The following is a 25,501-nucleotide window of genomic DNA, read 5'->3' as shown; positions in this document are numbered from 1 at the left end:
ATAGAGATCGACCGAAGCTACATCCACAGACGCGCCAGTGCGTCGGCCATGGTTTCGGGGTCCTGCTTTTCGGTGTTGCAACTGACGGCCACCGAGGTCCGCCGGTCGCTGCTGACGCGGAAATCGGTGACGAACCCCGCCCAGCTGCCGCTGTGTTCGAGCGTGCCGTCGGCCCGCGAGAAGATGCCTGCGCCGTAGCGGTCGCCGCCGCCGGGCTCGGTTTCCACCGCCCCGGCCAGCTGCTCGTCGAGCAGTTTGGGGCCACCCACGGTGCCGGTTCGGTAGTTGTCCGCCCATCGCACGAGCTGGCTGGGCGTGGTCTGGATGGCCCCGTCGCCGATCTGTTCCCATGGCGAGTCCAGCACCCGGAACTGGGAACCGTTGTCGCCCTTGTCATACGACACGGCCTTATCGGCAATCTTGCCGACCGGATCGACCACCATGGCCAGCCCGAGCGGTTGGAAGACCTCGGTGCTCAGGAATTCCGGCAGCGGATGGCCCGACACCCGCCGGACGATCTCCCCCAGCAGAAGGTAGTTGGAGTTGGAGTACTCGAAGTGGGCGCCCGGGCGAAACCCCAGCTCCGGCGCCGCCGCCAACGCTTGCAGCGCTTGCGCCTGGGTAGTCCGGTCGGTTGATTGATATCCCTGTTCTTCGAGCAGCCCGATGTAGTCGGGTATGCCGCTGGTCTGGTGCATCAGTTCGGCCACCGTCACGGTGGCGGCCCAGTCCGGTAGGTCGGGAACGTACTGGGCCAGCGGGTCGCCCAGGGCCAGTCGTCCCGCATCGACCAGCAACAGGATCGCGGTAGCGGTGAACTGCTTGGACACCGAGCCGATGTCGAAAACGGTGTCGGCGGTGATCTTGGTGCCGGTCGCCAGGTCCGCGATACCCCGAACCCCCGTCCAGACCACTTTCCCCTCTACGCCCACCGCAGCAGAGCAACCCGGCTCCTCGGCGTTGACGGCGCCGTCCAACAGGGCCTGGCTGCGGACCTTGACGCCGGAGTTGGCGGCGCTGGTCGCGGTGGTGGTCGAGGAACTGACGACGGTGTGCGGGCCGGCACACCCACCGAGCAGCAACGCGACCGCCAACAGTGGCCCCAATCCGAGTCGCTTGCCGGCACGACGTACCCGCTTGTTGGCGGGCTCGACCGGAATCGCGCGGTGCGACGGAGACGGCGACATCTCAGCGGGACCGCTCGTCAAGCCGGGCCACTCACGTTCCCTTCGTCATCGCCGTCACGGACTCGCCGCGTCCGACGGGCCTGCGAACGGATTGATCCGCTGAAACCCATCGAAATCGGTTTGGCTGCTTGGTATTTCAAGCGTCTGAACGGAAGAGCCGGCCCACCAGGGATCGGTTCGGGTCGGCTTCGCGCTCGGCGAGCATCAGTTCGATGCCCTCCTCGATCGCGGCGGCCGCACGCTCGCGGACCTTGCGGGCGGCGTTGTCGTCGGCCTCGTGTCCGGCGAACTCGGTGGTGTCGATCGGCTCGCCGAACCAGTAGTACTGCCGCTCGGGTCGCGGTACCGGGGTCAGCCCCACGCCCCGAACCAGCGGTGGGCCGTCGGGGGTGCCGAGCAGCTTGGCGGCCAGGAACTGGCTCGGCGCCAGCAGGGGGGAATCGGTGTCGAGCACGATATCGATGCCGTGCTCGGCCCCCACCGAAGCGAACGGCACGATCGGATACCCGTGCTGAATTGCCAACCGCGCGAACCCGAGTCGGTTCTTCCAGACCAACTTGTATTGCTCGTTGCGGCGCTTGTTGACCTCACGGGCGCCGCCGGGAAACACCATGACCAGTTCGCCGCGACGCATCAGCTCCGAGGCAATCTCGCGGGTGCCTTCGACGACTCCCATCCGCGTCAGCATGTCGCGCCACCCGGGAATCTTGAAGTGGGCGTGGTCTCCGAGGGATCGGACCAACCTGCCGCGCTCCCAGAGCTCGGCGGCCAGCAACGGCGCGTCGACCAAGCCGAGCGTGTTGTGGTTACCCACCAGCAACGCTCGTTCGGTCGGCACATTCTCGATGCCATAGACCTTGGGCTTGATCAGTATTCGCAGCGGCTTCATCAGTCGTAGCGCCGCATCGACGTCAGCTTGGGACAGCGCGGCTGGAACTGAGACAGTTTCGGCGTTCGGCACACCGTGAGTATGCCCCGGCGCCGCCGCCGCGGCATTGTTTTCGCTGCCCTGCGACTGCCCGAGGCCGGTCCGCTGCTGGTCCGCAGGCGGTGTCGCGGTAGGGTACCCGTCAGCCAGGTCAGTTGTCGGGGCGGGAGTCGGATATGGCGGGACGGAAGTTCTCCTTCGATGTCACCAAGTCCAGTAGCGCGCCGGCCGCGACGCTGTTCCGGCTCGTGACCGACGGTGGTCGATGGTCGTCGTGGGCCAAACCCATCGTCCTGCAATCGAGTTGGGCGCGCCAAGGTGATCCGGCGCCCGGCGGCGTCGGAGCGGTCCGCAAGGTCGGCATGTGGCCGGTGCTGGCGCAGGAGGAGACCGTCGAGTACGAGCAGGATCGCCGTCACGCCTACCGGCTGATCGCGCCCCCGACACCGGCCAAGGACTACCATGCGGAGGTCGTGTTTACGCCGAATGCGTCGGGCGGCACCGATATCCGCTGGAGCGGCTCGTTTACCGAGGGAATCCGCGGAAGCGGACCGGCGATGCGGGCGGCGCTGGGCGGCGCGGTCAAGTTCTTCGCGGGTCGGCTGGTCAAGGCGGCCGAACGCGAGTCCGGTACCGCGCCGTAGCATTGTGGGCTTGGCTCAACGACTTTCGGGTGGTGCGGTCGAACCGACCTCGTCTTGATACTTCTTGGTCATGTGCTCGATCGCCTGTAGCTGGGTGCGTGCGAGGTCGTCGCGCACCTCGCCGGCCTGCGCGGCGGCGTCGAGGGTCGGTTGCGCCTGGCCCTGGAAATGCGGCATCACTTCGGCGGCGAACAGTTCGGCGGAGCGTCGGGTCGCCGCCGGGTTGGCCCACTCATGACCCATCTGCAGCATGCAGCCGAATCCGCCGGACTGCTCCCACAGCCGCTGCACCTGCGCCCGCGCCCGCTCGGGCGTGCCGATCACGCCGGCGCCGTTCTCGTTGATCATGTCGATCATTTCGTCGAGCCGATCACCCGCCATGGTCATCTGCGGGAAGGCGGCGACCTTCTGGAAATACCGAAACCAGGGCTCGATACCGAATTTCACGTCGGCACGGGCCTGCTCGTCGGTCTCGGCGAGGTGGAAGGGACCTACCAGCGTCCAGTCCTTGCGGTCCACCCGGGTGCCGAACGCCGCGGCGCGTTCCTCGACGATGCCCCAGTGATAGGACAGCGCGTTGAACCCCTCGATGGTCAGCGTCGCACCGATGGACAACAGCCCAATGCCGTGCTTGCCGGCCAGCCGCGCGCCGGTCGGCGACGCGACCGCGGCGACCGCCAGCGGAATGCCGCCTTCGGAATACGGCGCAAGCTGCAACTTGGCGTCGAAGAGTTGGTGCGTGGCGGTTTTGGCGGTCACGGTCTCCCCCACCAGCAGCCGGACGACGATGTCGAGGTTGGTTTCCAGAAGCTCCCGGGTGTCGGTGGGCGTCAACCCGATCATGGACGAATCCGTGGGCAGCGAACCCGGACCCATACCACCGATCACCCGGCCATGCGTGAGGTGATCCAGCAGCATCAACCGGTCGGCGACCCACAGTGGGTTGTGGTAGGCCAGTGAGATGACCCCGGTGCCGAGCCGGATCCGTTTGGTTCGTTCCGCGGCGGCCGCGATGAAGATTTCGGGCGAGCTGATGATCTCGCTGCCCGCCGAGTGATGCTCGCCGATCCATGCTTCATCGAAGCCGAGGGCGTCGAGATGTTCGACGAACTCCAGGTCGCGTTGCAAGGCCAGTGTTGGGTTGGTGCCCGCGCGGTGGAACGGGGCGATGAAATATCCGAACCTGAGCTTGGCCATGTCGATGCTCCCTTGCGATCCGCCTGAGGCGAACCTTAACCGTTGCCGACCGGTCTTAGCCGTGTACTCAGCTTAGGCAGCGACGGGATTCAACGACGGCGCGCTTATCACGGATAGCCGCCGCAGATGTTGCCGATGCAGCCGCCTCCGCCACCCGGTCCGCCGCCGCCTCCGCCGACACCGGGAATGGTGCCGCCCCCACCACCGGGTCCACCGCCGCCGGTGGGCCCGCCCGGGATGCTGCCGCCACCGCCGCCCGGTCCGCCGCTGCCGGTGGGCCCGCCCGGGACACCCCCGCCACCGCCGCCGGGTCCGCCCGTACCACCCGGTGCTGGTGACGTTTCGGACGGCGGCGCGCTGGCCGGGGCTGTTGTTGTTGTTGTTGTCGTTGTTGTTGTCGTTGTCGACGGCGTCGTGCTGCTGCTTGGCCCTTTGTTGCCGCCGCCACAGGCAACGGCCATGACCAGCATGGCTCCCCCGCCCAAAACCGCGAACGCTGTCCTGGCTTCAGTTCTCATCAGAACCCCTCTCGTCGCCCGGTGTTAGGTCCCATACCCCGTCATTGGCAATGGGAAACTCGTCACGAATGCGCTTCGGCGCCACGGATGGCGGGTCAATATATCGGAAATCACGTGCCTGTCGGTCCGTGGCCGGTTTTCACCACTTGAAACTGATGCGCGGACGATCTAGGCGTCGAGCCGGCGCCGTCGAACCGCGGAGTCCAGCCGCAAATAGCAAACGACAACGCTGCCAATGTTTATCGGCGCCGGGCGGGCAACGGCACTGACGGCGGGGGATCTGCCGCGAAATCACGTCGTGCACTGATCGGAGAGAACCGAATCGTGCAGCGGGCGCGCGCCCGCAATTCGCGATTATTCGCGCCTTTCACTGAGATTGACGTCAGCGCAACGTCCATTCGAACTCTGCGCGCCGGCGTGAATCCCGCCGTTTGCCTGAGTGATTGACGTCCGACATCGGCACCGTGTCGGGCCGCCAATCGATGTCGGGGAGCCGTTCGGACGTGCGTCCTACCCTTCCTTGGTGATCAACTTCCGCAGCGCCACGCGGTCGGGCACCAGCAGTTCTTCGATACGCGGCTTGTTCACCTCGGCGACGATGATCTCGCCGACGTCTTGATTGACCTCGCTGAAGATGCCGTGTGACTTCATCTTTGAGGTCTGATACTGGTTGTCCTCGGTCGGCGTGACGTAGTAGACGGCGTCGGCCTTGAACCGGTGGACCAGCCAGAGGTGGATCAACGTCATCAGCCGCTTCTGCCGCATCTTCTGGGCGAAGGTGTTTTGATCGCGCACCGTGAGGATGCTGCGGCCGTGCCGGTCCTTGATGGGGTCGAAGACGACGTTGGCCAGCGGCTCGTCGTCGTTGCCGTAGATCCCGAGTTCGAGCACATCCGAGCCGGCGCGGCGGGGCCGCAATTGCACCCGCAGCTTCTCACCGAGCCGGTAGTGGTCGCTCCACAGTGCCAGCCATTCCTCCAGCAGCTTCTTGGGCACCTCGGTCTGCACCAGGTGCTGGTGCTGGGTGGAGCCCTTGCCCATCGCCTTGGTGGTCGCGGTGCGCCCGGACGAGGCGGCCAGTGCCGCGTCGCTGCGCGGCCCGCCGACCAGGGTCTGCGGCGTCCGGTAGGGCGACTCGACCAGGCGCATCTTGCGCTGCAGGCGGGCCAGCGCAAGCATGCCGTCCTGCTGCAGCGAGGTGGCGAACTCCTCGGCCGCGACGCCGTCGATCTGGTGTCCGCCGTAGGTGATGAAGTTGAAGACGAAGCCCATCTTGCCGAGCTCCACCGGGAACTGCTTCATCTCCTCGTCGGTCATCCCGGTGGTGTCCCAGTTGAACGACGGCGAAAGGTTGTAGGCCAGCATCTGGTCGGGGAACTCGGCGTGGATCGCCTCGGCGAATTGGCGGGCATCGGCCAGATCGGCGGTCTTGGTTTCCATCCAGAGGATGTCGGCAAACGGCGCGGCCGCCAGCGATTTGGCGATCGCATACGGAATGCCACCGCGGACCTGGTAGTACCCCTCCGGGGTCTTGGCCAGCTCGCAGTCCCACCCCGGGTCGGCGCCCAACTCCTTGGCCTTTGTCCGTGCGGCGTAGAGCGAGGCGCGACTGGCGAACGCCCGCCATTCCTCGGGACTCATGCCCACGGATTCGCCTTCACTCTCACCGAAGGCGAGGACATCGGCCACGGCTTCGCCGTACGTCATCAGCCCGGCGTCGTCCTCCCAGGCGGCCACGAACCGCGACTCCACCTGGTCGAAGAGGTCGTCGATCGACGTCATGCCGTTTTCGCGCCAGGTGTTGACGGCATCGGTGATGACGCCCATGATGCCTTGACGCTCGAGCCAGGCGGTGGCCGTCGCGTACTCGCCCTCGGCGAGCGCGTAGAGAAGGTGGCCGTTCAATTCTTTGACGCCCAGCTCGTAGAAGCGTCGCAGCATCGCCAGGAAGCACGCTTTGTACGAGGGAATGTTGAGGTTGGTGGCGCCGAGCAGGAACGGCTGGTCACGCTCGTCGGCTCGGCTGTCGATCAGGTTGGCCGCCTCGGCATCGGTGCGCGCGACGATGATGCCGGGCACCCCCATGACGTCGAGTTGGAAGCGGGCGGCGTTGAGGCGCTTGATCTGTTCGTCCGACGGCACCAATACCTTGCCGCCCTGGTGACCGCACTTCTTGGTGCCGGGGCGCTGGTCCTCGATGTGGTAGCCCGGCACGCCGACCTCGACGAAACGGCGGACCAGGTTGCGCACGTGCGGATCACCGCCATGACCGGTGTCGGCGTCGGCGATGATGAACGGCCGAAAGTCGTACACCGGGGCCGCGGCGCGCTGCTGTTCGGTCATGTTCAGCCGCAGATACTCCTGGTTGCGGTCGGCGGTCAGCAGTGCGCGCACCAGAACGGCGGCGTCGTCGGGCACCTGGCTCAGCGGATAGCTGGCCAGGTCTGGGCCGGGATCTTCGGTGGTGGAACCCTTGGCTGACGTTGCCCATCCGCCGAGGTAGATCGCCTCGATCCCCATACGCTTCATGCTCACCGCCTGCCCCGGCGAGTAGGGGCCGAAGGTGGTGATGCTCTTGTGTTCGGCGAAAAGCTCGCGCAGGCGCTGGTAGAAAGCTGCCGCCGCGGTGCGGGCCACGGTGTAGTCGACCGGGATTGTGCCGCGCTGTTCTACGACTTGCCGGGCAGTGTAGAGCCGGATGATGCCGGTGAAGCGGGCGCTGTCGAAGTATCGCTGCGTCTCGGCTGTCTCTTTGTCGAAGTCTTGCTCGAATGGTGTACGGACCGCAGTGTCCGTTTCGGCGATAGCCATGGGCTTGCGCTCCTTTGTGCGCCCGATTCCGCTGACGCAGAGAGTGTATCCCTGGATTGGGCAGTTAATTCACCGGCTGACCGGGTGGTTATCCACCCGGTCCGAGACGCGGCGGCGAGTCCGCGCGGCCGGTGCCCGGCACGTCCGGGATCGCGAGGTCAGTGTGGCTCGCGGCGAGCCGGCTCGTTCAACCAATCCCGCTGACGCCGGACGAACTCGGCGTCGACGACGCTGCCGTGGCCGGGGACGTAGCTGGCCTCGGGTCCGCCGAGTGCCAGTAGCCGATCAAGCGTCGCAGGCCAGGCCGCGACATCGGAATCGGCGTCGATAAAGGGATCAGCGGACTCCTCGACGAGGTCGCCGGTGAAGACCACGACCGGTTCGGCGCTGGCGGCTGCGCTCGGGACCACCACCACCAGATCCGCGGCGGTGTGTCCGGCGCCCGGGTGGGTGACCGTGACGCAGCGGCCGCCGAGATCGATGACCGCGTCGTAGATACCCCGCCCAGGTGGCCGCAAGGCGGCGATCGCGCGGTCGATCTGCGCCGCGTCGGCGCCGTATTGCAGTGCATGGGCGCGCAGCCGATCGGTCGCCGACGACAGATAGTCGATCACCTCGGGAGCGGCGTATATCTGGGCGCCGGCGAAGCCCGCTGATCCCAGGACGTGGTCAAAGTGCTTGTGAGTCAAGACAATATGCGTCACCCGGCAATGCGCGATCTGGTCGACGTCGGCCCGGACCGCGGCCGCTTCCGCCAGCGTGGTGCCGGTGTCGATCAGCAGCGCCGTGCCGCGGCCCACCACCAGGCCGACCGTGACGTCGCAAAACGGCAGCCGGCAGCGATACACGCTTGCGGCCAGCTGCTCCCAGCGGTAGTGCACAGCTAGCACGATAGGCCGCGAAGCTCGGCGCTGTCCCAGACATTCCGGCTTGGTAGCCGGCGACAAACGGATTGCCGGCGTGTTCAATCACAGGGGACTCCCCGCGTGCAGGGTTGCGGCAAGGCCCGGTGCTGCGATTCGACGAGCCGATTCGGAGGAACACAATGCGTGCGGTCGTTATCACCAAACATGGTGACCCGTCGGTGCTGCAGGTGCAGCAGCGGCCGGACCCGCCGCCACCCGGTGCGGGCCAACTGCGGATTGCCGTTCGCGCCGCCGGTGTGAACTTCGCCGACCACCTCGCCCGGGTCGGCCTGTACCCGGATGCACCGAAGCTTCCGGCGGTGGTGGGCTACGAGGTCGCCGGGACGGTCGAGGCCGTCGGCGAAGGCATCGACCAAAGCCGGGTCGGCGAACGAGTCCTGGCCGGAACACGATTCGGCGGATACGCCGAAATAGTCAACGTGGCCGCAACCGATTCGGTGGTGCTTCCCGAGGCGTTGACCTTCGAGCAGGGCGCCGCGGTTCCGGTGAACTACGCGACCGCGTGGGCGGCACTGCTTGGCTATGGGTCGTTGCGCGCCGGTGAGCGGGTGTTGGTTCATGCGGCCGCGGGCGGGGTGGGCATTGCGGCGATTCAATTCGCCAAGGCTGCCGGCGCCGAAGTGCACGGCACCGCCTCGCCGGGAAAGCACCAGAAGCTGGCCGAGTTGGGCGTGGATCGTGCCATCGACTATCGCCGCGACGGCTGGTGGAAGGGCTTGGGCCGCTACGACCTCGTGCTCGACGCGCTCGGCGGCACCTCACTGCGGCGGTCCTACGATCTGCTGCGCCCCGGGGGAAGACTGGTCGGATACGGGATTTCGAACATGCAGCAAGGCGAGAAGCGCTCACTACGCCGGGTGGCTCCGCACGCCTTGTCGATGCTGCGCGGCTTCAATCTGATGAAGCAACTCGAGGACTCGAAAACCGTAATCGGTCTGAACATGCTGCGGTTGTGGGACGACCGAGGCACCCTCGAACCCTGGATCACGCCGCTGCGCGAGGCTCTTGACGAGGGAACGGCCCGGCCGATCGTTCATGCGGCCGTGCCGTTCGCGGAAGCGCCGGCAGCGCACCGGATTCTGGCGGCACGGGAGAACATCGGCAAGGTTGTCCTGGTCCCCTGAGTCCTGGAACGTCGGATGGCAGCTCCGTTGATCGTTGTTTCAGCCGGCGCGGAGCTGGCTATGTTTCCTGCCATGGCCGTCACCGAGTCCCGCGAGCTCGTCATCGAGGCGACACCCAAGGAAATCCTGGACGTGTTGTTCGATCTCGAATCGTTGCCGCAGTGGTCCTCGATTCATCGAAAGGTCGAAATCCTGGAGCGCGACGATCAAGGCCGTCCGACCAAATCACGGCAAGAGGTCAAGATCGTCGGCGTCGGCGACGAGCAAGTGCTGGACTACTCGGTTCACGAGGACGGGGTGAGCTGGACCTTGGTCAGCGCCAAACAGCAACGCGGGCAGCAGGGCCGTTACACGCTGATCCCGGACGGCGATTCCACCCGGGTTCGGTTCGATCTCACCGTGGACCTGCTGGTGCCCTTGCCGGGATTCCTCGTCCGACGAGGCGCCAAAGGCGTGATGGACACTGCGACCCGAGGCCTTCGTGACCGGGTGTTAGCTGTCAAGCGGCGCGCCGGCTAAGGCGCGGCGGAGGCGCACGGACGATCGCGGGTCGGCGGCATGGCGGGTGGAACCGCTTTGTTCCGCAGGCGCTGCGCGCGACACTGTCCCTATGAAACTTGTAGCGGCGCACCTACTTAAGTCGATCGCCCCGGCTTTCACCGGGCTGGCTCTGGTGCTGGCATTGGTTGGCCACGGCGGCGACGGCAACCCCCGAACGCCTTCGTCGGCGCCGGCCCTGCTGACGGCCGGCATGACGAAGGCGGCGCCCGCCGGCGGGCCATTGACGATCAGCAGTCCCGCATTCGCCGACGGAGCGCCCATCCCAGTGCAATACACCTGCAAAGGGGCCAACATCGCGCCGCCGCTGAGCTGGTCCGCGCCGTTGGGGGCAGCGTTGGTTGTCGATGATCCGGACGCGGTCGGGGGAAACTACGTCCACTGGATCGTGATCGGAATCCCTCCCGGCGCGGGCAGCTCCGCGGATGGCCAGACTCCTGCCGGAGGCACCAGCCTGCCGAACTCGGGTGGCCAGGCCGCATACAGCGGGCCATGCCCGCCGCCGGGCACCGGGACGCACCACTACCGCTTCACCCTGTACCAGCTTCCGGCCACGCTGCAACTTCCCCCGGGATTGGTCGGGTTGCGTGCGGCTGAGGCGATAACCCGAGCCACCACGGCGCAGGCCCAACTCACCGGAACGTTCGGAGGCTGACCGACCCCGTCGGCTACCGGTCGTCCAGTGCCTGATAGGCGGCGCTGTAACCGCGAATGAAGGTGCGGGGCGCCGAACATCGATTGCATGTGGTGCGGCGCGAAGGTGATCTGGCGGATCACGATGTCTTTGAAGTTCGGGCGCTCAGCGGTCATGAGCTACGCTCGGCGATCCACGCGCGAAGCGCTGCGTCGGGTCGCGCTGAAGACCTTTGCCCGCAAGGGATTCGCGAATGTGACGGTACCGAGCTGGCCCGGGAGGCCGGGGTGACCGAGCGTACAAGATCATCTGATGGTCGCGAAGCGATCAGTGGCAGGCTGTGGCGGCAGCCGACGACATGGTCGCGGTCTTACGGCGCCAGCCTGATAACGCCCGGCGGCGAGGGGCGTGCCGGCGACGGCTGCACCGGACCTGCTCCGCCATTGCCGCCATTGCCGCCACCGCCGCTGCCACCGCCGCTGCTGCCACCGCCGGCCCCGGGCTGAGGCCCATCAGCGGGAGGCTCCACGTCTTGCGGTGCTGGCGGCGGTTCTTGTGGTGGTGGCGGTTCTTGTGGTGGTGGCGGTTCTTGTGGTGGAGCCGGCGATTGCCTTGATGGCGGCGGTGTGGCGATCGGCGCGGGCGGCGTCACGATGTGCGCGGTCGGCGGCGGTGGAGCCGGAGTCTGCGGCGGGCTCGGTAGCTGGGGATCCCCCTCGGGAACCGCCGCGATCCGCGAGGCCGGCACGGTGCCAAGTGCGGTACCGGCCGACCAGTTTCCATAGTGGTGGCCCGCCATGACAGCACCGCTATTCGTCAACGGGCGCCACGTCGCCGGCATGATGGTCACGTCCAACGCCGGCGGCGCCAGTACCTCGCATCCCACATCGACGGCGTCTCGGGTGTACGTGGTGATCCAGCGGGTCGGTTCATTCGATTGCGGCGCCGGAGTAGCCGTGATGGAAGCTATCTTGCCCCGGTCGTACGGACAGTAGATCTCCACTGCCGCACTGACGAATCGGGCCATGGTGGACGTGACGCGCCTGGCCGGGTATTGGCGCAAGGTCGGGTCCATGTTGTACGCGTCATTGCGCAGCCCGGCGACGATTTCGTCCACCGGCATGCCGCCATCGAGTTTGCGACAAACTTTGTGGGCTGCGGCGATCACGCGGGGCACATTTGAGAGGACAGGGATTTCTTTCTTCTCGAGCAGTGCCAGAAACTGATCGTCCTGATTCGGGTCGGCCGCTGCTGCGCCGCCCCCGAGAATTGCTGTGCCGGTTACCGCCACGACGGCGCTAACCAGGGCGCCGACGTGACTAGTGATGCCGCTGAACATGGCAGGGGCTTCCATTCCGCTAGAGGCGTCACTTGGCGGGCTTTGGATCGCGATTTACGCCGCACGAGTGGCTGTCTGATCAGGTTTCCCGGGATACCTCCCTATCTTTTTGTCCGCATTTCGCAGCATGCCACACATATACCCCACCTGGGTAGGGGCGAAAGACCTTTAGCCGGGCCGGACCACGGGGTGGCTTGCAGAAGCCAGCGGGCGCACTTCTCCGCCGTTAGCCTGTAACGAGTGGCTTCGGCAGGGACAGCAGGATGCCTACCCCGAGACCAGCCGGACGGTGCGGCCGCTGATGGTCACGGTCACTCAAAACGGCGAAGAGAACTGCTCTTTCGTCCTCAGCCGGGCACGTTACCCACCGGAGAGCTCGAAGGAGCGTGGCAATGTCACTGACCACCCGCCTGACCGAATTCTTCGGGATCGAGCATCCGATCCTGCTCGCGCCGATGGCCCTGGTTTCCGGGGGCAGACTCGCGGCGGCGGTGACCGCAGCCGGGGGTCTGGGTCTCGTCGGCGGCGGCTACGGCGAAGCCGACTGGCTGCAAGCCCAGATCGGCGAAACCGACGGCGCACGAGTCGGATACGGGTTCATCACCTGGAGCCTGGCCCGCAACCCCGGGTTGCTCGACAACGCTCTGGGGCAGCAACCCCCGACCATCATGCTGTCGTTCGGTGATCTGACGCCGTTCGCTGAGCGCGTTCGCGGCGCCGGAGTTCCGCTGACCGCTCAGGTGCAAACCCTGCACCAGGCGCGCCTTGCCCTGGCAGCCGGCGCACAGATCATCGTGGCCCAGGGCGGCGAGGCAGGCGGGCACGGGACGGGTGCCCGGTCGACGTTCACGCTGGTGCCTGACGTCGTCGACCTGGTAGCGCAACGTTCGCCGGAAACGCTGGTGGTGGCCGCCGGCGGCGTCGCCGACGGCCGTGGACTGGCTGCCGCGCTGGCGCTCGGGGCCGACGGCGTGCTCGTCGGCACCCGGTTCTGGGCGGCGACCGAGGCGCTGGTGTCACCGCGAGCCCAGCAGCGAGGCATCGGCGCCGGTGGTGACGACACCGTGCGCACCAGGGTCTATGACATTGTGCGGCAGCGTGATTGGCCTGACGAATACGACGCCCGGATGGTCGGCAACGCCTTGACGGCGAGGTGGCACGGCCGCGAGGCCGAATTGTCGGCCCGGTTGCCGGACGTGCTCAACGAATTTGAAAGGGCAACTGCAGCAGAGGATTTCGACGTCATCACGGTACTCGTCGGTGAGGCGATAGGACTCATTCACGACGTTCGCCCCGTCGCCGAGATCGTGCAGCACATGGTCGGCACCGCCGCACGAATCCTGAATCAGTAAAGCGGCGACCACGCCGATGTTCGCAGCAGGCGGCTCTGCCACTGGTCACATTATTTCAGCGCCTCGTACATGTAGCTGCCCGGCCCCCGGTGCTGTGGCGGAGTGTCGTTGGTCAGCAGGTGTACGAGCGCCGCATAGTTGTTCGAGTCGTCAATCTTTTGCCACAGCATCGCTTCTCGGCGCCGGTAGCTGCCGTGTGCGACCTGGAAGCATGCCTGGATGTCGAGTATCCGCATGCCGGCGGGGGCCTTCGACAGCGGCCGGTAGTAGATCTCGTCCCAGGAGCGGATGCAGTCGTCCAGCGGCGCGTAGGGCCAGCCGGTGTCCTTCATGAACAGGCTCAACGGATGGGTCGCACCGTCGGTGGGGACCGCGGCCAGGTCCACCATCTGCAGCGGTGATCAATCGACCGGGAGCAAGATCTTGCCCGTCGCGTCGTACCGGAGATTGTCGAGCTCGCGCATTGGCGCGGCCGCGGCGCCATAGGCGATGGCGACCAGTGAGGTGAGATCGGTGCTGGCGAAGTCGCGCCGCCCCGAGCACGGTCGCGATCGACAACAGACTTCCGCTATCGGAGCTTGTCCTGATAGGGCCACATGGTGTCTTCCAGGTAGAGGGTCAGCTCGTGCTCGCGCCCATCGGACGGCACCTCCGCCAACGACATGTCATGCAGCGGCGACCACGGCAGCGGCACCAGCAGTTTGGCTTCGACGTTCGTACGCAGGGCCAGGCGTTCCCATGCCGCACCGTCTTCGACGGCGGTGATGGTGACGGTGTGCACCCTTGAAGCGACATCGATCCTGCGCTCACCGCGCCACTTGGTCGGGCGTGGCGTCTCGCTCGATGCGGTGGCGGCAGGCTCGATGCCGCAAAGACCCGCGGTTCGGCCCCGCCCGCCACCTGGCCGCACACCCGGCCCAGAACTGCGAAGCACATCTGGACAGTCGTACCGAGAATCTGGTTTGCTCCGATCGGTAGTCCTATTCACCCGGCAGGAGTGCGCGCATGGCCCGACTTGACGTGCCGGACGGTGCCGGCGGCGAAGCCGCGATGATCTGGACGCTACGCCCCGAGCTCGGTGGCATGGTCGAGCGGATGATCCGCGGCGCATACCAGCAGAGCATCGTGCCGGCCGACGAGCGCGAGCTGGCCAGGATGCGTATCGCGCAGATCAACGACTGTGTCGCATGCTCGGGCTTTCGTGCGCCGTCACTGCTGGACGCCGGCCCGAGAACCCCGGCATCCGAGCTCTACGACCACGTCGCGGACTACGCCGCCTACCCCGGCTACACGCCACGCCAACGCCTTGCCATCGAGTTCGCCGAGCGCTTCGCCACCGACCACGCGTCGCTGGACGACGCATTCTTCGGGCGGTTGCGGGAGCTGTTCTCCGATGCGGAAATCCTCGATCTCACATTATGCATAGCGGTGTTCTTGGGCCTGGGGCGTTCGCTGACGGTGCTCGGGGTCGACCAGTCCTGCGCGATAGACATCTAGGAGACACATGGACTTCACGTGGACCTAGCCTCGGTCGACGAGCTGCTCACCACCACGCGATCGGTGCGCCGACGCCTCGATCTGGACCGGCCGGTGGGCCGCGAGGTGATTCTGCAGTGCCTGCGGCTGGCCACCCAGGCGCCCACCGCCAGCAATGCTCAGGATTGGCGCTGGCTGGTGATCACCGACGCCGACAAGCGTGCGGCGATTGCCGACATCTACCGCAGCGTCGGCGCCGAGTATCTCGCCCGGGCCGCTGCCACCGCATCCGATCCGCAGAACCAGCGGGTGTATCGCAGCGCGCTCGGCCTGACCGAGACGCTGGCCCGCGTTCCGGTGCATGTCATTCCCTGCCTGTGTCAGCGCATCGACGAAAGTAACCGGCTGGTCGCTGCGTCGGCCTGGGCGTCGATCATCCCGGCCGGCTGGAGCTTCCTACTTGCGCTGCGGTCCCGCGGATTGGGATCGGTGTGGACGACGATGCATCTGGCAAAGGAGAAAGAGGTGGCCGGGGTGCTCGGAATCCCGGACACGGTCACCCAGGCGGCGCTGTTCCCGGTGGCCTACACCATCGGCACCGACTTCCGTCCGGCCGCGAGGCCGCCGGTGGAGACGATCACGTATTGGGATACCTGGGAACAGCCTGTCGGAGAAAGCTGATGCAGTCCTACACCGTGCGATTTCACGTCGACGCGCCCCCGAACAAGGTGTGGCGGATACTGCATCCGCCCCCGCCGCCGAACTCTCCGCGGCCGAGGGTGCTCAGGTGGCCGACGGGCAGCATGGAGATTTTGCACGAGGGAGACGAGGCCGGCGAAGGTCTGGTCCGCACCTGCATTTTCGAGGTGCCCAAGTACCTGCTGTCCGGTGGCAAGGGGCGGTCGTTCGAGACCGTCACGGAGGCAAAGGTCAACAAGCTGTCGCGGTATGTGGCAGTCGGCGCGCCGCTGTGGTCGCGCGCCGAGGGCTATCACCAACTCGACGAACAGCCCGACGGCAGCACCATACTGACGTTCCACGAGACCTATCACGCCTATAACCCGGTGTTGCGCTTCCTCCTCGAGCGCGCGGTGCACGCCAAGATTTCCCGCGACAACCTCAAGACATATGAGCACGCGCTCGGATACGCCGGCACGGTGCGGCGACTGGCCTGAACGGCTGCCCACCGGCGCTTATTGCATACCGCTTGGGCTCACCGGACATCTGGCTCACACGAACGCGGTAATCAACGCCAAGACGGCGATGCTCCACGCGAGCGCGGCAATCAGCACGCACAATGACCCAACCGCGGCCAGCCGGTCACTGCGGTTCGCGTTTTCGTCCAGGGTGACGGCGAAACTACTGGGCATTCGCCGGAATACGTCCGGCCATGCCACCCGCGAGGCGGCCCGCTTGACACCGCTCGGGTCTTCTTGGGTACGGCGGCGTGGTGGCACCGTGGTGCCGTTGGTGACGAGCACAAAGCCCACCACAAACGACGCAACACCCACCACGATGAGCAGCACGGCAAGCCACAGCATCATGTCCTCCTTCACTGCCGGTCTGTCAGTTGTGCTGTTGACTCCAGTTGCGTTGCGACCCAACGTGGTAGTGGGTACCCTGGCCCCCGCTTGGGGAAACGACGGTCGTTGTCCGCGCCGGCCGGCGCCGCGCACGTTCTGGAAGTCGTTGGCGCACAATGCACTTGCCGAGCCAGCCTGGGCCGGCCGGCACTGGTCAGGAGTCGGCATGCCCGCGAAGTCGATGAGCCTGTTCAGCCGCGCCGCTGCAAACTCTGCCGTCGCGTCCTCGGTACGCAGGTCGGCGATTCGTACCGTGCCGGCGGTTCGAAATTAGCTGCCCGCCCCGGTAGGCTGCTGAGCTATGAGTTCGAAGGCGCCGGCCGCCGTATTTCTCGCTGCCGGGCTGATCCTCACGGGTTGGGTCGGGTCCGCAGGTGTCGCGGCTGCTGACCCGCAGCCGGCACCGCCGTCCGCCCCCAAGACGACCATCGATCACGACGGCACCTATACGGTGGGCACCGACATCGCGCCGGGCACCTACAGCTCTGCCGGGCCCGTCGGGAACGGCACCTGTTATTGGAAGCGGTTGGCCAATCCCGACGGCGCGCTGCTCGACAATGCCCTGAGCAAGAAGCCGCAGGTAGTGCAGATTCAGCCGACCGACAAGGCATTCAGGACATCCGGGTGCCAGCCCTGGCAGATCACCGGCGAGGGCACTGCGCCGGCGGAACTTCCGGGGCCTGCGGCAGGTGCCCAGCTGCAAACCGATCTGGCGATCCTCAACGGGCTGCTCGGCCCGACCGGCGAACGGGTGCCGCAGTCCTGACGGCCGGGTGACGCTGCTGTGGCTGACCGTGTACAACAGGTCGTCGTCATCGGTGCCGGCGTCAGCGGATTGACCTCAGCGCTGTGCCTGGCCGAAGCGGGATGGCCGGTGCACATCTGGACCGCCGCGATGCCGCAGGACACGACCTCGGCGGTGGCTGGGGCGGTGTGGGGCCCGGTGTTCACCGAGCCTGTCGCCAAGACGTTGGCTTGGGCGGCGGAATCGCTGCGCGTGTTCGGCGAACTCGGCACAGACCCGTCCACCGGAGTTCGCATGGCGCCGGCCCTGACTGTCGGTGACGTACCCGTGGGCGCGGCGCTGCCGCCGCAGGTCGCGTTGATCCCCGACCTGCGGCCGGCCGATCCGGCCGAAATACCCGAAGGCTTTCCGGCCGGGTTTCGCTCCACGCTGCCCATGATCGACATGCCCCACTACCTCGAATACCTGACCAAGCGGTTGGCCGCGGCCGGCTGCGAGATCGAGATCCGTCCGGTGCGGTCGCTGGCCGAGGCCACCGACGCCGCACCGATCGTGGTGAACTGCGCCGGTCTCGGCGCCGCAGAGCTGACCGGCGACGACACCTTGCGGCCGCTGTTCGGCCAGCACGTTGTCATGGTCAATCCCGGTCTGCAGCAGATATTTCTGGAACGCAACGACTCCCCGGAATGGGTCTGCTACTTCCCCCACCCGCAGCGCGTGGTCTGCGGCGGCATCAGTATCGCCGACCGCTGGGACACGACCGCGGACCCCACGGTGACCGACCGGATCCTGCAGCGCTGCCGGCGAATCGAGCCGCGGCTTGGCCAGGCCGCGGTGATCGAGACGATCACCGGGCTGCGTCCGGACCGTCCGTCGGTGCGGGTGGAGTCCGAGCCGCTCGGCCGGGCGCGGTGTATCCACAACTACGGTCACAGCGCCAACGGAGTAACGCTTTCATGGGGATGTGCGCGGGACGTGGCGCGCCTCCTCGGCGCGCAATGAGCTTCAGGCCGGCGGCGCCAGCGCGTTCTCGACCGAGGTGTACATCGGCAGCAGGCGACGCAGACCGCACGCGGCGATGGTGCGGGCCACGATCGGCTGGTTGCTGACCAGCCGCAGGTTCACACCACGACGGCGGCACCGCACCGATTCCTGCGCCAGCACGGCATACGCGCACGACCCCATGAACTCGAGGTCTCTGACGTCGATGACGAACGGCCCCGGCGCGATGGCGATGGCGGCGCTGCGGGTCACCAACCGTTGCCAGACTGTCTCGTTACTGGCATCGATGTCACCACCGACGTGGACCACAACAGCCGAGCCACTAGATTCGGTGACCGCCCGTAGACCGCTTTGCGCGTCACCCAATTGCAAACTCAGCCGCGTGCTCGCGGGACCGGATGCTCCGAGCGCGACAGTGTCCATCTTGTGCAACGTCCCGTCCGTCGTGTGGTGCTAAGTGCTGCCGTCCTGGCTATGGGAAGGCGCGCGGGTGATCGTCCTGGCTAGGAGTGCCCTGTTTTCACAGTGGTAGTAAGCATATGTGTAACAGATCCTGAAAAAGAAGGATGTCTAAAACCAAATTTTGCGTAATTCATGACGGCAGCCATGTTCTTGGCTGTGCGACCACCGGGCGCGGCGGCATCACTACTATCTGATCAAAGCTTGCTACTGCTAAGAGAAACCGGCCGATAACGCGGTGAGCATCGATTACACGCAGCATGACCACCTCGACCACATTGTCACCATCACAATCAACCGGCCCGAGGCGCGTAACTCTCTCGACATGGCGCATTTCCGTGACCTCGCCCACGCCTGGGCCGCCTTTCGCGATGACGCCAATGCCTGGGTCGCCGTCGTCACCGGCGTCGGGCACGACTTCTGCACCGGAGCCGACCTCAAGAAGTTCATCCCCGAGCTGACCGGTGATCTCCCCCGGCCCGAAGGGTGGAACAAGGACGACGCCATCCATGCGGTGTTGCATCGGTTTCCGGTCCACAAGCCGATCGTTGCCGCGGTGAACGGCACGTGTGTCGCGGGCGGATTCGAGATGCTGGGGCTCACCGACATCCGGGTGGCCGTACCCGAGGCACGTTTCGCGGTGATGGAGCCCAAACGCGGACTCTTCGCGGGCGGCGGTAGCACGGTGCGACTGCCACGCCAGATTCCCTATGCGCTGGCGATGGAGCTGCTGCTGACCGCCGACCTGGTGGACGCGCAGCGCGCGCTGGCCATGGGGCTGATCAACCGCGTGGTCGCGGCCGCCCGGCTGATGGATACCGCCTATGACTACGCCGCGCGGATCGCCGCCAACGCTCCCCTAGCGGTATCGGCAACCAAGCAATGCGCCGTCGAAGGGCTGGCACTCGACCTGGAGTCGGCATACGACAACGAGACCCGGCACAGCGACCGCATTTTCCAGACGCAGGACGCCAAGGAAGGACCGCGCGCGTTCGCCGAGAAACGACCGCCGCGATGGCAGGCGCGCTGACCGCTCAGCTATTGCGGCTGCGCGCAGCGCGGCGAGTCAGCAGCGACAATATCCAGCTCACGATCGACAACAGGATCGCCGCCCAGATGGCGCTCCACCAGAAATGGTCTATCTGCAGGCCCCAATGGGTCGTGTCTTTGGTGATCTGGGCGGTGATCCACAGCATGAACGCGTTGATGACGATGTGAAAAAGGCCGAGGGTGAGGATGTACAGCGGGATCGACAGGAATTGCACGATCGGCTTGATGAATGCATTAACCAATCCGAAGATGACCGCGACGACGAAGATGATGCCCACCCGCTGCAACGTCGTATCACCTCCGACAAAGCGCACCCCCGGAACGCACAGGGTCACCACCCACAACGCAAAACCCGTCAACGCCGCACGCACCAGAAAAGGACCCATGCGCCGATCCTGCCATCAATTCAGCGCGTAGAAGCGCTGGGCGTTGCGGCCGCCGATCTTTTCCCGCGACTCTTCGCTGATGTCGGACCGGGTGCGCAGATGCTTTGTGCTCTCCGGCCATTCGCCGTCCCAGTGCGGGTAGTCGCTGGCGAACATGATGAAGTCGTCGCCGAGTACGTCGATCACACCCGGCAGGATCGGCTCCTCCGGCTCGCAGGTCACCCAGATGTTGCCGGCCCGCCAGTAGTCCTGGGGGTCGTGGCGCCAGCCGCCCTCGATCCAGTCGCCGCGCTTCTCGTAGTGCTCGTGCAGGCGATCGATGAAGAACGGAACCCAGCCGGCGCCCGCCTCGAGGAAGGCCACCCGCAATCGAGGATGGCGTTCGAAGACGCCGCCGGAAACCAGCGCGGTCATCGCGGTCATCTGATCGAACGGAAAGCTGATGCAGTGCACCTGGATGTAGTTGGTGAAGCGGTCCACGCCAATCTTGGGCAGGTGAATACCCGGGGCGCCGTGAATCCCGAGCGGCATCTCCAGCTCGATGGCGGCGGCGTAGAACGGGTCGAGGTCAGGATGGTCGAGGTTGCGCGTCTTGAGGGCCGGCGGAACCAGGGTGGCGACCAGCCCGAGGTCTTTGGCCTCGGCCATGATGTCGACGGCCACCTGCCCGTGTTCGATCGGGGTCACGGCGACCCCGCGTAGCCGTCCGTTGGACGGCGCGCAGAAATCGGCGATCCACTGGTTGTACAGACGCGCGAAACCGGCTGCGAAGTCAGGGTTTTCCAGGCTGGGCACGCACAACCCGAGGCTGGGATAGAGCACCATCGTGTCGAGGTGATCGCGGTCGGCGTCACCCAGCACACCCTCGGCGGTCGCCGTGTGGATATCGCCTGCCGTGGTGATCCCGTGCTGGGGTGGGCAACCGGCACCGGGCCCCGTGTCCTCCGGGTAGTTACGACCTTCGATCCGCAGCCCTGGTCGTCCGTCGCTGCTGGGTTGCACGTATTCCGGCCAGCGCTTGAGTGCTTCGATGGCCAATGACGCGTTTTCGGCGACGTGTCCGTCGGCATCGATGATTCGCATGTTCCCGAAGTTACTCGCGCGCTCGGCCAACCCCAACGTTCGCGGGATGGCCCCCGTGCTGCACGATGCTGACGTGACGACACCGGGGCTGACCGTCGACCAGCGAAACTCGTTCATTGCGGCGTTCTTGGGCTGGACGATGGACGCCTTCGACTACTTCATCGTGGTGCTGGTCTACGCCGACATCGCAAAAACCTTCCACCACACCAAGACTGAAGTCGCATTCGTCACGACGGCCACTCTGGCGATGCGCCCGGTGGGTGCGCTGCTGTTCGGGCTGTGGGCCGATCGCGTCGGCCGGCGCATTCCGCTCATGGTCGACGTGATGTTGTATTCGGTGGTCGGATTCCTGTGCGCCTTCGCGCCGAACTTCACCGTACTGGTGATCCTGCGCCTGCTGTATGGCATCGGGATGGGCGGCGAGTGGGGGCTGGGTGCCGCGCTGGCGATGGAGAAGGTGCCCGTCGGCCGGCGCGGGTTCTTCTCCGGGCTGCTGCAAGAGGGCTACGCATTCGGCTATCTGCTGGCCACCCTGGCCTGCCTGCTGGTTGTGAACTGGCTGGGCCTGTCGTGGCGCTGGCTGTTCGGTCTTTCCATCATCCCGGCTCTGATCAGCCTGATCATCCGCTACCGGGTGAAGGAATCCGAGGTGTGGGAAGCCGCGCAGGACCGGATGCGGCTCACCAAGACCCGAATTCGTGACGTGCTGGGCAGCGCCGCGATCATCCGCCGGTTCTTTTACCTGATGCTGCTGATGACCGCGTTCAACTGGATGAGCCACGGCACCCAGGACGTCTACCCCACCTTCTTGACCGCGACCACCGACCAGGGGGCCGGGCTGTCCACCGCGACCGCCCGCTGGATCGCGGTTGTCTACAACATCGGCGCCATCATCGGCGGCCTGGTTTTCGGTACGCTGTCGCAGCGCTTCAGCCGCCGCTACACCATCGTTTTCTGCGCGGTCTTGGGGTTGCCGATCGTGCCGCTGTTCGCTTACTCGCACACCGCGGCGATGTTGTGCCTGGGTTCGTTCCTGATGCAGATCTGTGTGCAGGGTGCCTGGGGGGTGATCCCCGCTCATCTCACCGAGATGTCGCCGGACGCCATTCGTGGTCTGTATCCCGGTGTGACCTACCAGCTCGGCAACCTGTTGGCGGCGCTGAACCTGCCCATTCAGGAACACCTGGCCGCATCGCACGGGTATCCCTTTGCGCTGGCGGCGACGATCGTGCCGGTGCTGACCGCGGTCGCGGTCCTCGCCATGATCGGCAAGGACGCCACCGGAGTCCGCTTCGGTACTGCCGAAAGTTCCCTATTGCCAGCGCAAGTCACCTAATCCGCGCCCCGCAAGGTGCGTCGCAGCAGATGCATGGCCACCGTGGTGGAGCGCTCGCGGATGTCGGACCGGTTGCCGGGGAGCCGCAGCGTGCGGGTGAGTGTGCGGCCATCGTCAAGCAGCACCGTGAAGCACACCGTCCCCACCGGCTTGTCCGCCGTCCCCCCTGCCGGACCGGCGACCCCGGTGATCGCGACGGCGGTGTCGGCGCCGAAGCGTTGCACCGCACCCGCCGCCATCGCCTCGGCCACCGGTTCCGACACCGCGCCGTGCGTCTGGATCAGGGCCGGGTCGACGCCCAGTAACTCGGTTTTCGCGTCGTTGGAATAGGCGACCACGCCGCCGGCCACGTAGTCCGACGAACCGGGACGATCGGTCAGCCGTGCCGAAAGCAGTCCGGCGGTGCAGGATTCGGCGGTTGCTATCCGCCGGCCAGCCAGCAGCCGGGCGATTACATCGTCGACCTGGGAACCGTCTTCGGAGTAGAGCTGTTCGCTGTGCTCCTTTCGGAGCAGCTGGGTCAGCTGCGCGTACACGTCCGCGTCGGGTGGCTCGTATCGGGTAACCATTTCGATCTCGCCGCGCCGCAAGCAGGTGGTGATCTCGAGCCGGTCGTAGCCGGGGATGGATGCCTGTGCGGCACGTAGGGTCTCGGCAAGACCGGACTCGGGCAGGCCGAACATCCGCAGGGTCTCCTGTCGGTAGACGGTTCGGCCGGCGATCGCCTCTTGTGCGGCGGGCGTCTGAATTGCCTTGTGCCACATGGGTTGAAGCTCACGCGGGGGCCCCGGCAGCACGATCACCGCCGGCCTTCCGGGCACGACGACACCCGGCGCGGTCCCCACCGGATCGAGCACCTGCGCGCCGGCCGGGACCATGGCCTGCTTGCGGTTGGCTGCCCGGACCGCTTCGAAGTCGCCCGGGTTGAAGTGGGCCATCAGCTTCTTGAGGATGTTGGCGATGGTGTTTTCGACCGCGGTGTCCAGTACCAGCGCGCGGCCACAGAACCGGGCCACCACTTCGACCGTCATGTCGTCGGCCGTCGGCCCCAGCCCCCCGCTGGTGACGATCAGGTCCACGCCTTGGTCGGCCAGGAAGCGCAGTTGTGCCTCGATGTCGGCGGGGCGGTCGCCGCAGATGGTGATGTGAGCCAGCTCTACCCCCAGCTCCAGCAGCCGATCGGCGATCCAAGGCCCGTTTCGGTCTTGGACCCGCCCGGTCAGGACTTCGGTACCGGTGACAACGATGCCCGCGCGTGCGCTCACCGGCACGAGCCTACGTACCGGCTATCGCGGTGTCGTTAGGCCTCGCCAGGCGAGGCAAAAATTGGCTCGGGAAGGCGATCGCCTGGTGTGAGAACCCGCAATGCAGGTCCTCAGCGAATACGACGCGGATGGCCGACGATCAGCCGAAAGGAACAGTGGCCGGTGCCCTGGGGCTCGGCCGCAGGCGTCCGGCGGATACTAATTGCCCGGTCGTCCTGGTTCGCCGGGTTGGCCCGGTTGCCCGGGCTGGCCCGGCTGACCGGGCTGGCCCGGTCGACCGCCGGTTCCGGGGGCGCCACCGGGGCCACCCGCCCCGCCGGCGCCGCCCTGGCCACCGAGGCCCTTGCCCCTGCCGCCGCCGCCATCGCCGCCGGTGCCGCCGTTGCCGCCGGCGCCGCCGGCGCCGCCGGAGCCGCCGTTGCCGCCGTTGCCGCCGCTGCCGACCAGCCAGCCGCCGCGCCCACCGGCACCGCCGGCGCCGCCAGCACCGCCGGCCTGGCCGTTCGTGCCGGTACCGCCGGTACCGCCGGTGCCGCCGTCACCGCCCACGCTGAAGCCGGAGGACGCGGCCTGCCCGCCGGTGCCGCCCGTGCCGCCGCTGGCACCGCCATCACCGCCGGTGGCACCGTTCCCGCCGCCGCCTGCGAAGGCTCCCGAGGCATTTTGGGGGTTGGCATTGGCGGCTCCGCCGGCGCCGCCGTTGCCGCCGTTGATGCCGGCACCCCCGGGCGTGCCGTCATCGCCATTCGTGCCGGTCAAGGTGGTGTTTTGGTCGATATTGCTGTTGCCGGCGGCGCCGTTGAGCGCGGCGTCGGTGACAGGGGTGGGATTGACGCCGTTGTTGCCGGCCAGGCCGTTGCCGCCGTGGCCGCCGCTGCCTCCGGTGCCCCATAGCCCGGCGGCGCCGCCGGCGCCGCCGTTGCCGCCCGCGCCACCGGCGATGACCGCATTCCCGCCGCGGCCGCCGCTGCCGCCGTTGCCGTATAGCCAGCCGCCGTTACCGCCGGCCCCACCGGCGGCACCGGCGCCGCCGGCTCCACCGGCGCCGCCGGTGCCGATCAGTCCGGCGTTGCCGCCGTTGCCGCCGGCCATTCCGGGGGTGGCGCTGCTGTTGTAGCCGGCGCCCCCGTTGCCGTACAGCAGGCCGCCATCTTGTCCGCTGGGGTTGGTCGCGGTGCCGGCCGCGCCGTCGCCGATCAACGGGCGCCCGAACAGCGCCTGGACGGGCGCGTTGACCGCGTTGAGCAGATTCTGCTGGACATTGGCGACCTCGGTGAGGGCATACGACGAGGCGCCGGCGCCGGTCAAGGCCTGGACAAACTGATCGTGAAACGCCGCCGCCTGCCCGGCGACCTGTTGATAGCTCAGGGCATGCGCCGAGAACAGCGACGCCACGGCCGCCGAGACCTCGTCGGCCGCGGCGGCCAGCAGCCCCGTCGTGCTGGCGGCCGCCGTCGCGTTCGCAGCCCTAAGCTAAGGGCGAGAACAAGGAGCAGATCGCCGCGCCGCTGATCGAGGCCGCCCAACGCGACGGTGGTGATGGGAAGGTGGTGCTGGTCGGGATCGCGCAGGAGAAGACCCCGGTGTGGCGGTCATGGAAGGCCAAGGGCCAAGAACACCTCGCGCATCCGCACATGGAGTGGGGTCGGCAGATGGCCTTCGTCAATCATTTCTATTTTTATCTGTGGGATCCCGACTGGGGTGGGGCGTTTTGGAAGACCAACGCTTATGCGCCGTGGCCGGTATGGCTCTGGCTCAACGGGCACACCTGGGCGCAGCGCCAATGCGAGCGGCTCGGGATCGGCTACACCGCCCTAGGCCCAATACCGTTCAGTTAAGACTACATGGGTGTAGTTTGTAGGGTATGCCTCGTGCGGGTTGGCGCAAGCCTGAGTCGG

At 66.7% G+C, this 25,501-nt stretch carries 26 protein-coding genes and 3 pseudogenes; 14 read left to right on the top strand and 15 right to left on the bottom strand.

Translation table 11 applies throughout. The features are described 5' to 3' along the window. Positions 1 to 17 precede the first annotated feature (17 nt). Together BST40_RS08900 and BST40_RS08895 are read right to left on the bottom strand one after the other, a co-directional pair. The gene (locus BST40_RS08900; RefSeq protein ID WP_082275362.1) at positions 18 to 1,187 is read right to left on the bottom strand and encodes a serine hydrolase domain-containing protein; all 1,170 of its coding nucleotides are present in this window, start codon (positions 1,185 to 1,187) and stop codon (positions 18 to 20) included. Between the two features lie 136 nt (positions 1,188 to 1,323). Continuing rightward, a complete protein-coding gene (locus BST40_RS08895; protein ID WP_240316651.1) occupies positions 1,324 to 2,076 on the bottom strand; it encodes a lysophospholipid acyltransferase family protein in 753 nt (250 codons plus the stop codon). A 215-nt stretch (positions 2,077 to 2,291) separates the two neighbouring features. Here BST40_RS08895 and BST40_RS08890 point away from each other — a divergent pair, with 215 nt between their 5' ends. Next, the gene (locus tag BST40_RS08890) at positions 2,292 to 2,759 is read left to right on the top strand and encodes an SRPBCC family protein (protein ID WP_075546728.1); all 468 of its coding nucleotides are present in this window, start codon (positions 2,292 to 2,294) and stop codon (positions 2,757 to 2,759) included. 15 nt (positions 2,760 to 2,774) lie between these two features. Here the strand turns inward: BST40_RS08890 and BST40_RS08885 are convergent, their stop codons facing one another. The 4 genes from BST40_RS08885 to BST40_RS08870 all read right to left on the bottom strand — a co-directional run bounded on the left by BST40_RS08885 (position 2,775) and on the right by BST40_RS08870 (position 8,166). Beyond that, entirely contained in the window at positions 2,775 to 3,956 is a 1,182-nt protein-coding gene (locus tag BST40_RS08885) for an LLM class flavin-dependent oxidoreductase (RefSeq protein WP_075546727.1), read from the bottom strand. Positions 3,957 to 4,063: 107 nt separating this feature from the next. Then, complete coding sequence (locus BST40_RS30035) at positions 4,064 to 4,474, bottom strand: hypothetical protein (RefSeq protein ID WP_158083999.1); 411 nt, start codon at positions 4,472 to 4,474, stop codon at positions 4,064 to 4,066. Positions 4,475 to 4,984: 510 nt separating this feature from the next. Continuing rightward, the gene (gene aceA, locus BST40_RS08875; protein WP_083154046.1) at positions 4,985 to 7,285 is read right to left on the bottom strand and encodes an isocitrate lyase ICL2; all 2,301 of its coding nucleotides are present in this window, start codon (positions 7,283 to 7,285) and stop codon (positions 4,985 to 4,987) included. 158 nt (positions 7,286 to 7,443) lie between these two features. Next, a complete protein-coding gene (locus BST40_RS08870; RefSeq protein WP_075546725.1) occupies positions 7,444 to 8,166 on the bottom strand; it encodes an MBL fold metallo-hydrolase in 723 nt (240 codons plus the stop codon). Positions 8,167 to 8,330: 164 nt separating this feature from the next. Here BST40_RS08870 and BST40_RS08865 point away from each other — a divergent pair, with 164 nt between their 5' ends. The 4 genes and pseudogenes from BST40_RS08865 to BST40_RS31535 form a co-directional block, all read left to right on the top strand. Beyond that, positions 8,331 to 9,335: a synaptic vesicle VAT-1 family membrane protein gene (locus BST40_RS08865; RefSeq protein WP_075546724.1), complete on the top strand. Its 1,005-nt coding sequence runs from the start codon at positions 8,331 to 8,333 to the stop codon at positions 9,333 to 9,335. Between the two features lie 72 nt (positions 9,336 to 9,407). After that, on the top strand, positions 9,408 to 9,854 hold the full coding sequence (locus BST40_RS08860; protein ID WP_075546773.1) for an SRPBCC family protein: 447 nt from the start codon (positions 9,408 to 9,410) through the stop codon (positions 9,852 to 9,854). A gap of 91 nt (positions 9,855 to 9,945) precedes the next feature. After that, complete coding sequence (locus tag BST40_RS08855; RefSeq protein WP_075546723.1) at positions 9,946 to 10,548, top strand: YbhB/YbcL family Raf kinase inhibitor-like protein; 603 nt, start codon at positions 9,946 to 9,948, stop codon at positions 10,546 to 10,548. A gap of 153 nt (positions 10,549 to 10,701) precedes the next feature. After that, a pseudogene (locus BST40_RS31535) lies at positions 10,702 to 10,889 on the top strand (TetR family transcriptional regulator); the annotation flags it as partial. Between the two features lie 8 nt (positions 10,890 to 10,897). Here the strand turns inward: BST40_RS31535 and BST40_RS08850 are convergent. Further along, complete coding sequence (locus tag BST40_RS08850) at positions 10,898 to 11,866, bottom strand: DUF732 domain-containing protein (RefSeq protein ID WP_083154054.1); 969 nt, start codon at positions 11,864 to 11,866, stop codon at positions 10,898 to 10,900. A 392-nt stretch (positions 11,867 to 12,258) separates the two neighbouring features. Between BST40_RS08850 and BST40_RS08845 the strand changes: the two genes are divergently transcribed. Next, complete coding sequence (locus BST40_RS08845; RefSeq protein ID WP_083154044.1) at positions 12,259 to 13,218, top strand: NAD(P)H-dependent flavin oxidoreductase; 960 nt, start codon at positions 12,259 to 12,261, stop codon at positions 13,216 to 13,218. A 50-nt stretch (positions 13,219 to 13,268) separates the two neighbouring features. On the opposite strand, the gene BST40_RS08840 is transcribed toward BST40_RS08845, so the two are convergent. Further along, complete coding sequence (locus BST40_RS08840; protein WP_241780226.1) at positions 13,269 to 13,607, bottom strand: hypothetical protein; 339 nt, start codon at positions 13,605 to 13,607, stop codon at positions 13,269 to 13,271. A gap of 179 nt (positions 13,608 to 13,786) precedes the next feature. After that, positions 13,787 to 13,999, bottom strand: coding sequence for a hypothetical protein (locus tag BST40_RS08835; RefSeq protein ID WP_075546719.1), 213 nt, complete (start codon positions 13,997 to 13,999; stop codon positions 13,787 to 13,789). Positions 14,000 to 14,223: 224 nt separating this feature from the next. Between BST40_RS08835 and BST40_RS08830 the strand changes: the two genes are divergently transcribed. From BST40_RS08830 to BST40_RS08820, 3 genes are read left to right on the top strand one after another with little or no spacing between them, the layout of a single operon-like run. Next, a complete protein-coding gene (locus tag BST40_RS08830) occupies positions 14,224 to 14,715 on the top strand; it encodes a carboxymuconolactone decarboxylase family protein (RefSeq protein WP_075546718.1) in 492 nt (163 codons plus the stop codon). 18 nt (positions 14,716 to 14,733) lie between these two features. After that, positions 14,734 to 15,375 carry a nitroreductase family protein gene (locus BST40_RS08825; RefSeq protein WP_075546717.1) on the top strand — a complete coding sequence of 214 codons (642 nt, stop codon included), beginning with the start codon at positions 14,734 to 14,736 and terminating at the stop codon, positions 15,373 to 15,375. Further along, entirely contained in the window at positions 15,375 to 15,869 is a 495-nt protein-coding gene (locus BST40_RS08820; protein WP_075546716.1) for an SRPBCC family protein, read from the top strand. The genes BST40_RS08825 and BST40_RS08820 overlap by 1 nt, the downstream gene beginning before the upstream one ends. A gap of 54 nt (positions 15,870 to 15,923) precedes the next feature. Here BST40_RS08820 and BST40_RS08815 read toward each other — a convergent pair whose 3' ends face one another. Next, complete coding sequence (locus BST40_RS08815; protein ID WP_131808281.1) at positions 15,924 to 16,235, bottom strand: hypothetical protein; 312 nt, start codon at positions 16,233 to 16,235, stop codon at positions 15,924 to 15,926. A 343-nt stretch (positions 16,236 to 16,578) separates the two neighbouring features. Here BST40_RS08815 and BST40_RS08810 point away from each other — a divergent pair, with 343 nt between their 5' ends. Both BST40_RS08810 and BST40_RS08805 read left to right on the top strand, forming a co-directional pair. Then, positions 16,579 to 17,043 carry an Rv1352/Rv1906c domain-containing protein gene (locus tag BST40_RS08810; RefSeq protein ID WP_083154042.1) on the top strand — a complete coding sequence of 155 codons (465 nt, stop codon included), beginning with the start codon at positions 16,579 to 16,581 and terminating at the stop codon, positions 17,041 to 17,043. An 18-nt stretch (positions 17,044 to 17,061) separates the two neighbouring features. Further along, positions 17,062 to 18,024 (top strand): FAD-dependent oxidoreductase, encoded by a 963-nt coding sequence (locus tag BST40_RS08805; RefSeq protein WP_075546713.1) that lies wholly within the window; start codon positions 17,062 to 17,064, stop codon positions 18,022 to 18,024. Here BST40_RS08805 and BST40_RS08800 read toward each other — a convergent pair. After that, a pseudogene (locus tag BST40_RS08800) lies at positions 18,021 to 18,447 on the bottom strand (anti-sigma factor antagonist); the annotation flags it as partial. The gene BST40_RS08805 and the pseudogene BST40_RS08800 overlap by 4 nt on opposite strands. Positions 18,448 to 18,721: 274 nt before the next feature. Here BST40_RS08800 and BST40_RS08795 point away from each other — a divergent pair. Next, entirely contained in the window at positions 18,722 to 19,513 is a 792-nt protein-coding gene (locus BST40_RS08795; protein WP_075546711.1) for an enoyl-CoA hydratase/isomerase family protein, read from the top strand. Between the two features lie 4 nt (positions 19,514 to 19,517). Here the strand turns inward: BST40_RS08795 and BST40_RS08790 are convergent, their stop codons facing one another. Then, positions 19,518 to 19,919: a phage holin family protein gene (locus tag BST40_RS08790; RefSeq protein ID WP_075546710.1), complete on the bottom strand. Its 402-nt coding sequence runs from the start codon at positions 19,917 to 19,919 to the stop codon at positions 19,518 to 19,520. 15 nt (positions 19,920 to 19,934) lie between these two features. Then, the gene (locus BST40_RS08785) at positions 19,935 to 21,002 is read right to left on the bottom strand and encodes an amidohydrolase family protein (protein WP_075546709.1); all 1,068 of its coding nucleotides are present in this window, start codon (positions 21,000 to 21,002) and stop codon (positions 19,935 to 19,937) included. A 73-nt stretch (positions 21,003 to 21,075) separates the two neighbouring features. Between BST40_RS08785 and BST40_RS08780 the strand changes: the two genes are divergently transcribed. Further along, positions 21,076 to 22,338, top strand: coding sequence for a sialate:H+ symport family MFS transporter (locus BST40_RS08780; RefSeq protein WP_089025074.1), 1,263 nt, complete (start codon positions 21,076 to 21,078; stop codon positions 22,336 to 22,338). Here BST40_RS08780 and BST40_RS08775 read toward each other — a convergent pair. Both BST40_RS08775 and BST40_RS08770 read right to left on the bottom strand, forming a co-directional pair. Further along, positions 22,335 to 23,603 (bottom strand): competence/damage-inducible protein A, encoded by a 1,269-nt coding sequence (locus BST40_RS08775; RefSeq protein WP_449288812.1) that lies wholly within the window; start codon positions 23,601 to 23,603, stop codon positions 22,335 to 22,337. The genes BST40_RS08780 and BST40_RS08775 overlap by 4 nt on opposite strands. A 201-nt stretch (positions 23,604 to 23,804) precedes the next feature. Further along, positions 23,805 to 25,076, bottom strand: a pseudogene (locus BST40_RS08770) (PE family protein); the annotation flags it as partial. 74 nt (positions 25,077 to 25,150) lie between these two features. Here BST40_RS08770 and BST40_RS08765 point away from each other — a divergent pair. Further along, entirely contained in the window at positions 25,151 to 25,441 is a 291-nt protein-coding gene (locus tag BST40_RS08765; protein ID WP_083154040.1) for a hypothetical protein, read from the top strand. The last annotated feature ends 60 nt before the right edge of the window (positions 25,442 to 25,501 follow it).

The sequence above is a fragment of the Mycobacterium persicum genome, from assembly GCF_002086675.1.
In the GTDB taxonomy this organism is placed as follows: Bacteria; Actinomycetota; Actinomycetes; order Mycobacteriales; family Mycobacteriaceae; genus Mycobacterium; species Mycobacterium persicum.
Note: the sequence above shows the minus strand (reverse complement) of the source record. Positions and strands in the feature narration are given on the sequence as shown.

What these genes read in the sequence shown, in the direction of transcription:
- BST40_RS08900 (WP_082275362.1), bottom strand. Translation starts at nt 1,187, where the DNA reads ATGTCGCCGTCTCCGTCGCACCGCGCGATTCCGGTCGAGCCCGCCAAC.
- BST40_RS08895 (WP_240316651.1), bottom strand. Translation starts at nt 2,076, where the DNA reads ATGAAGCCGCTGCGAATACTGATCAAGCCCAAGGTCTATGGCATCGAG.
- BST40_RS08890 (WP_075546728.1), top strand. Translation starts at nt 2,292, where the DNA reads ATGGCGGGACGGAAGTTCTCCTTCGATGTCACCAAGTCCAGTAGCGCG.
- BST40_RS08885 (WP_075546727.1), bottom strand. Translation starts at nt 3,956, where the DNA reads ATGGCCAAGCTCAGGTTCGGATATTTCATCGCCCCGTTCCACCGCGCG.
- BST40_RS30035 (WP_158083999.1), bottom strand. Translation starts at nt 4,474, where the DNA reads ATGAGAACTGAAGCCAGGACAGCGTTCGCGGTTTTGGGCGGGGGAGCC.
- aceA (WP_083154046.1), bottom strand. Translation starts at nt 7,285, where the DNA reads ATGGCTATCGCCGAAACGGACACTGCGGTCCGTACACCATTCGAGCAA.
- BST40_RS08865 (WP_075546724.1), top strand. Translation starts at nt 8,331, where the DNA reads ATGCGTGCGGTCGTTATCACCAAACATGGTGACCCGTCGGTGCTGCAG.
- BST40_RS08860 (WP_075546773.1), top strand. Translation starts at nt 9,408, where the DNA reads ATGGCCGTCACCGAGTCCCGCGAGCTCGTCATCGAGGCGACACCCAAG.
- BST40_RS08855 (WP_075546723.1), top strand. Translation starts at nt 9,946, where the DNA reads ATGAAACTTGTAGCGGCGCACCTACTTAAGTCGATCGCCCCGGCTTTC.
- BST40_RS08850 (WP_083154054.1), bottom strand. Translation starts at nt 11,866, where the DNA reads ATGTTCAGCGGCATCACTAGTCACGTCGGCGCCCTGGTTAGCGCCGTC.
- BST40_RS08845 (WP_083154044.1), top strand. Translation starts at nt 12,259, where the DNA reads ATGTCACTGACCACCCGCCTGACCGAATTCTTCGGGATCGAGCATCCG.
- BST40_RS08840 (WP_241780226.1), bottom strand. Translation starts at nt 13,607, where the DNA reads ATGGTGGACCTGGCCGCGGTCCCCACCGACGGTGCGACCCATCCGTTG.
- BST40_RS08830 (WP_075546718.1), top strand. Translation starts at nt 14,224, where the DNA reads ATGGCCCGACTTGACGTGCCGGACGGTGCCGGCGGCGAAGCCGCGATG.
- BST40_RS08820 (WP_075546716.1), top strand. Translation starts at nt 15,375, where the DNA reads ATGCAGTCCTACACCGTGCGATTTCACGTCGACGCGCCCCCGAACAAG.
- BST40_RS08815 (WP_131808281.1), bottom strand. Translation starts at nt 16,235, where the DNA reads ATGCTGTGGCTTGCCGTGCTGCTCATCGTGGTGGGTGTTGCGTCGTTT.
- BST40_RS08810 (WP_083154042.1), top strand. Translation starts at nt 16,579, where the DNA reads ATGAGTTCGAAGGCGCCGGCCGCCGTATTTCTCGCTGCCGGGCTGATC.
- BST40_RS08790 (WP_075546710.1), bottom strand. Translation starts at nt 19,919, where the DNA reads ATGGGTCCTTTTCTGGTGCGTGCGGCGTTGACGGGTTTTGCGTTGTGG.
- BST40_RS08785 (WP_075546709.1), bottom strand. Translation starts at nt 21,002, where the DNA reads ATGCGAATCATCGATGCCGACGGACACGTCGCCGAAAACGCGTCATTG.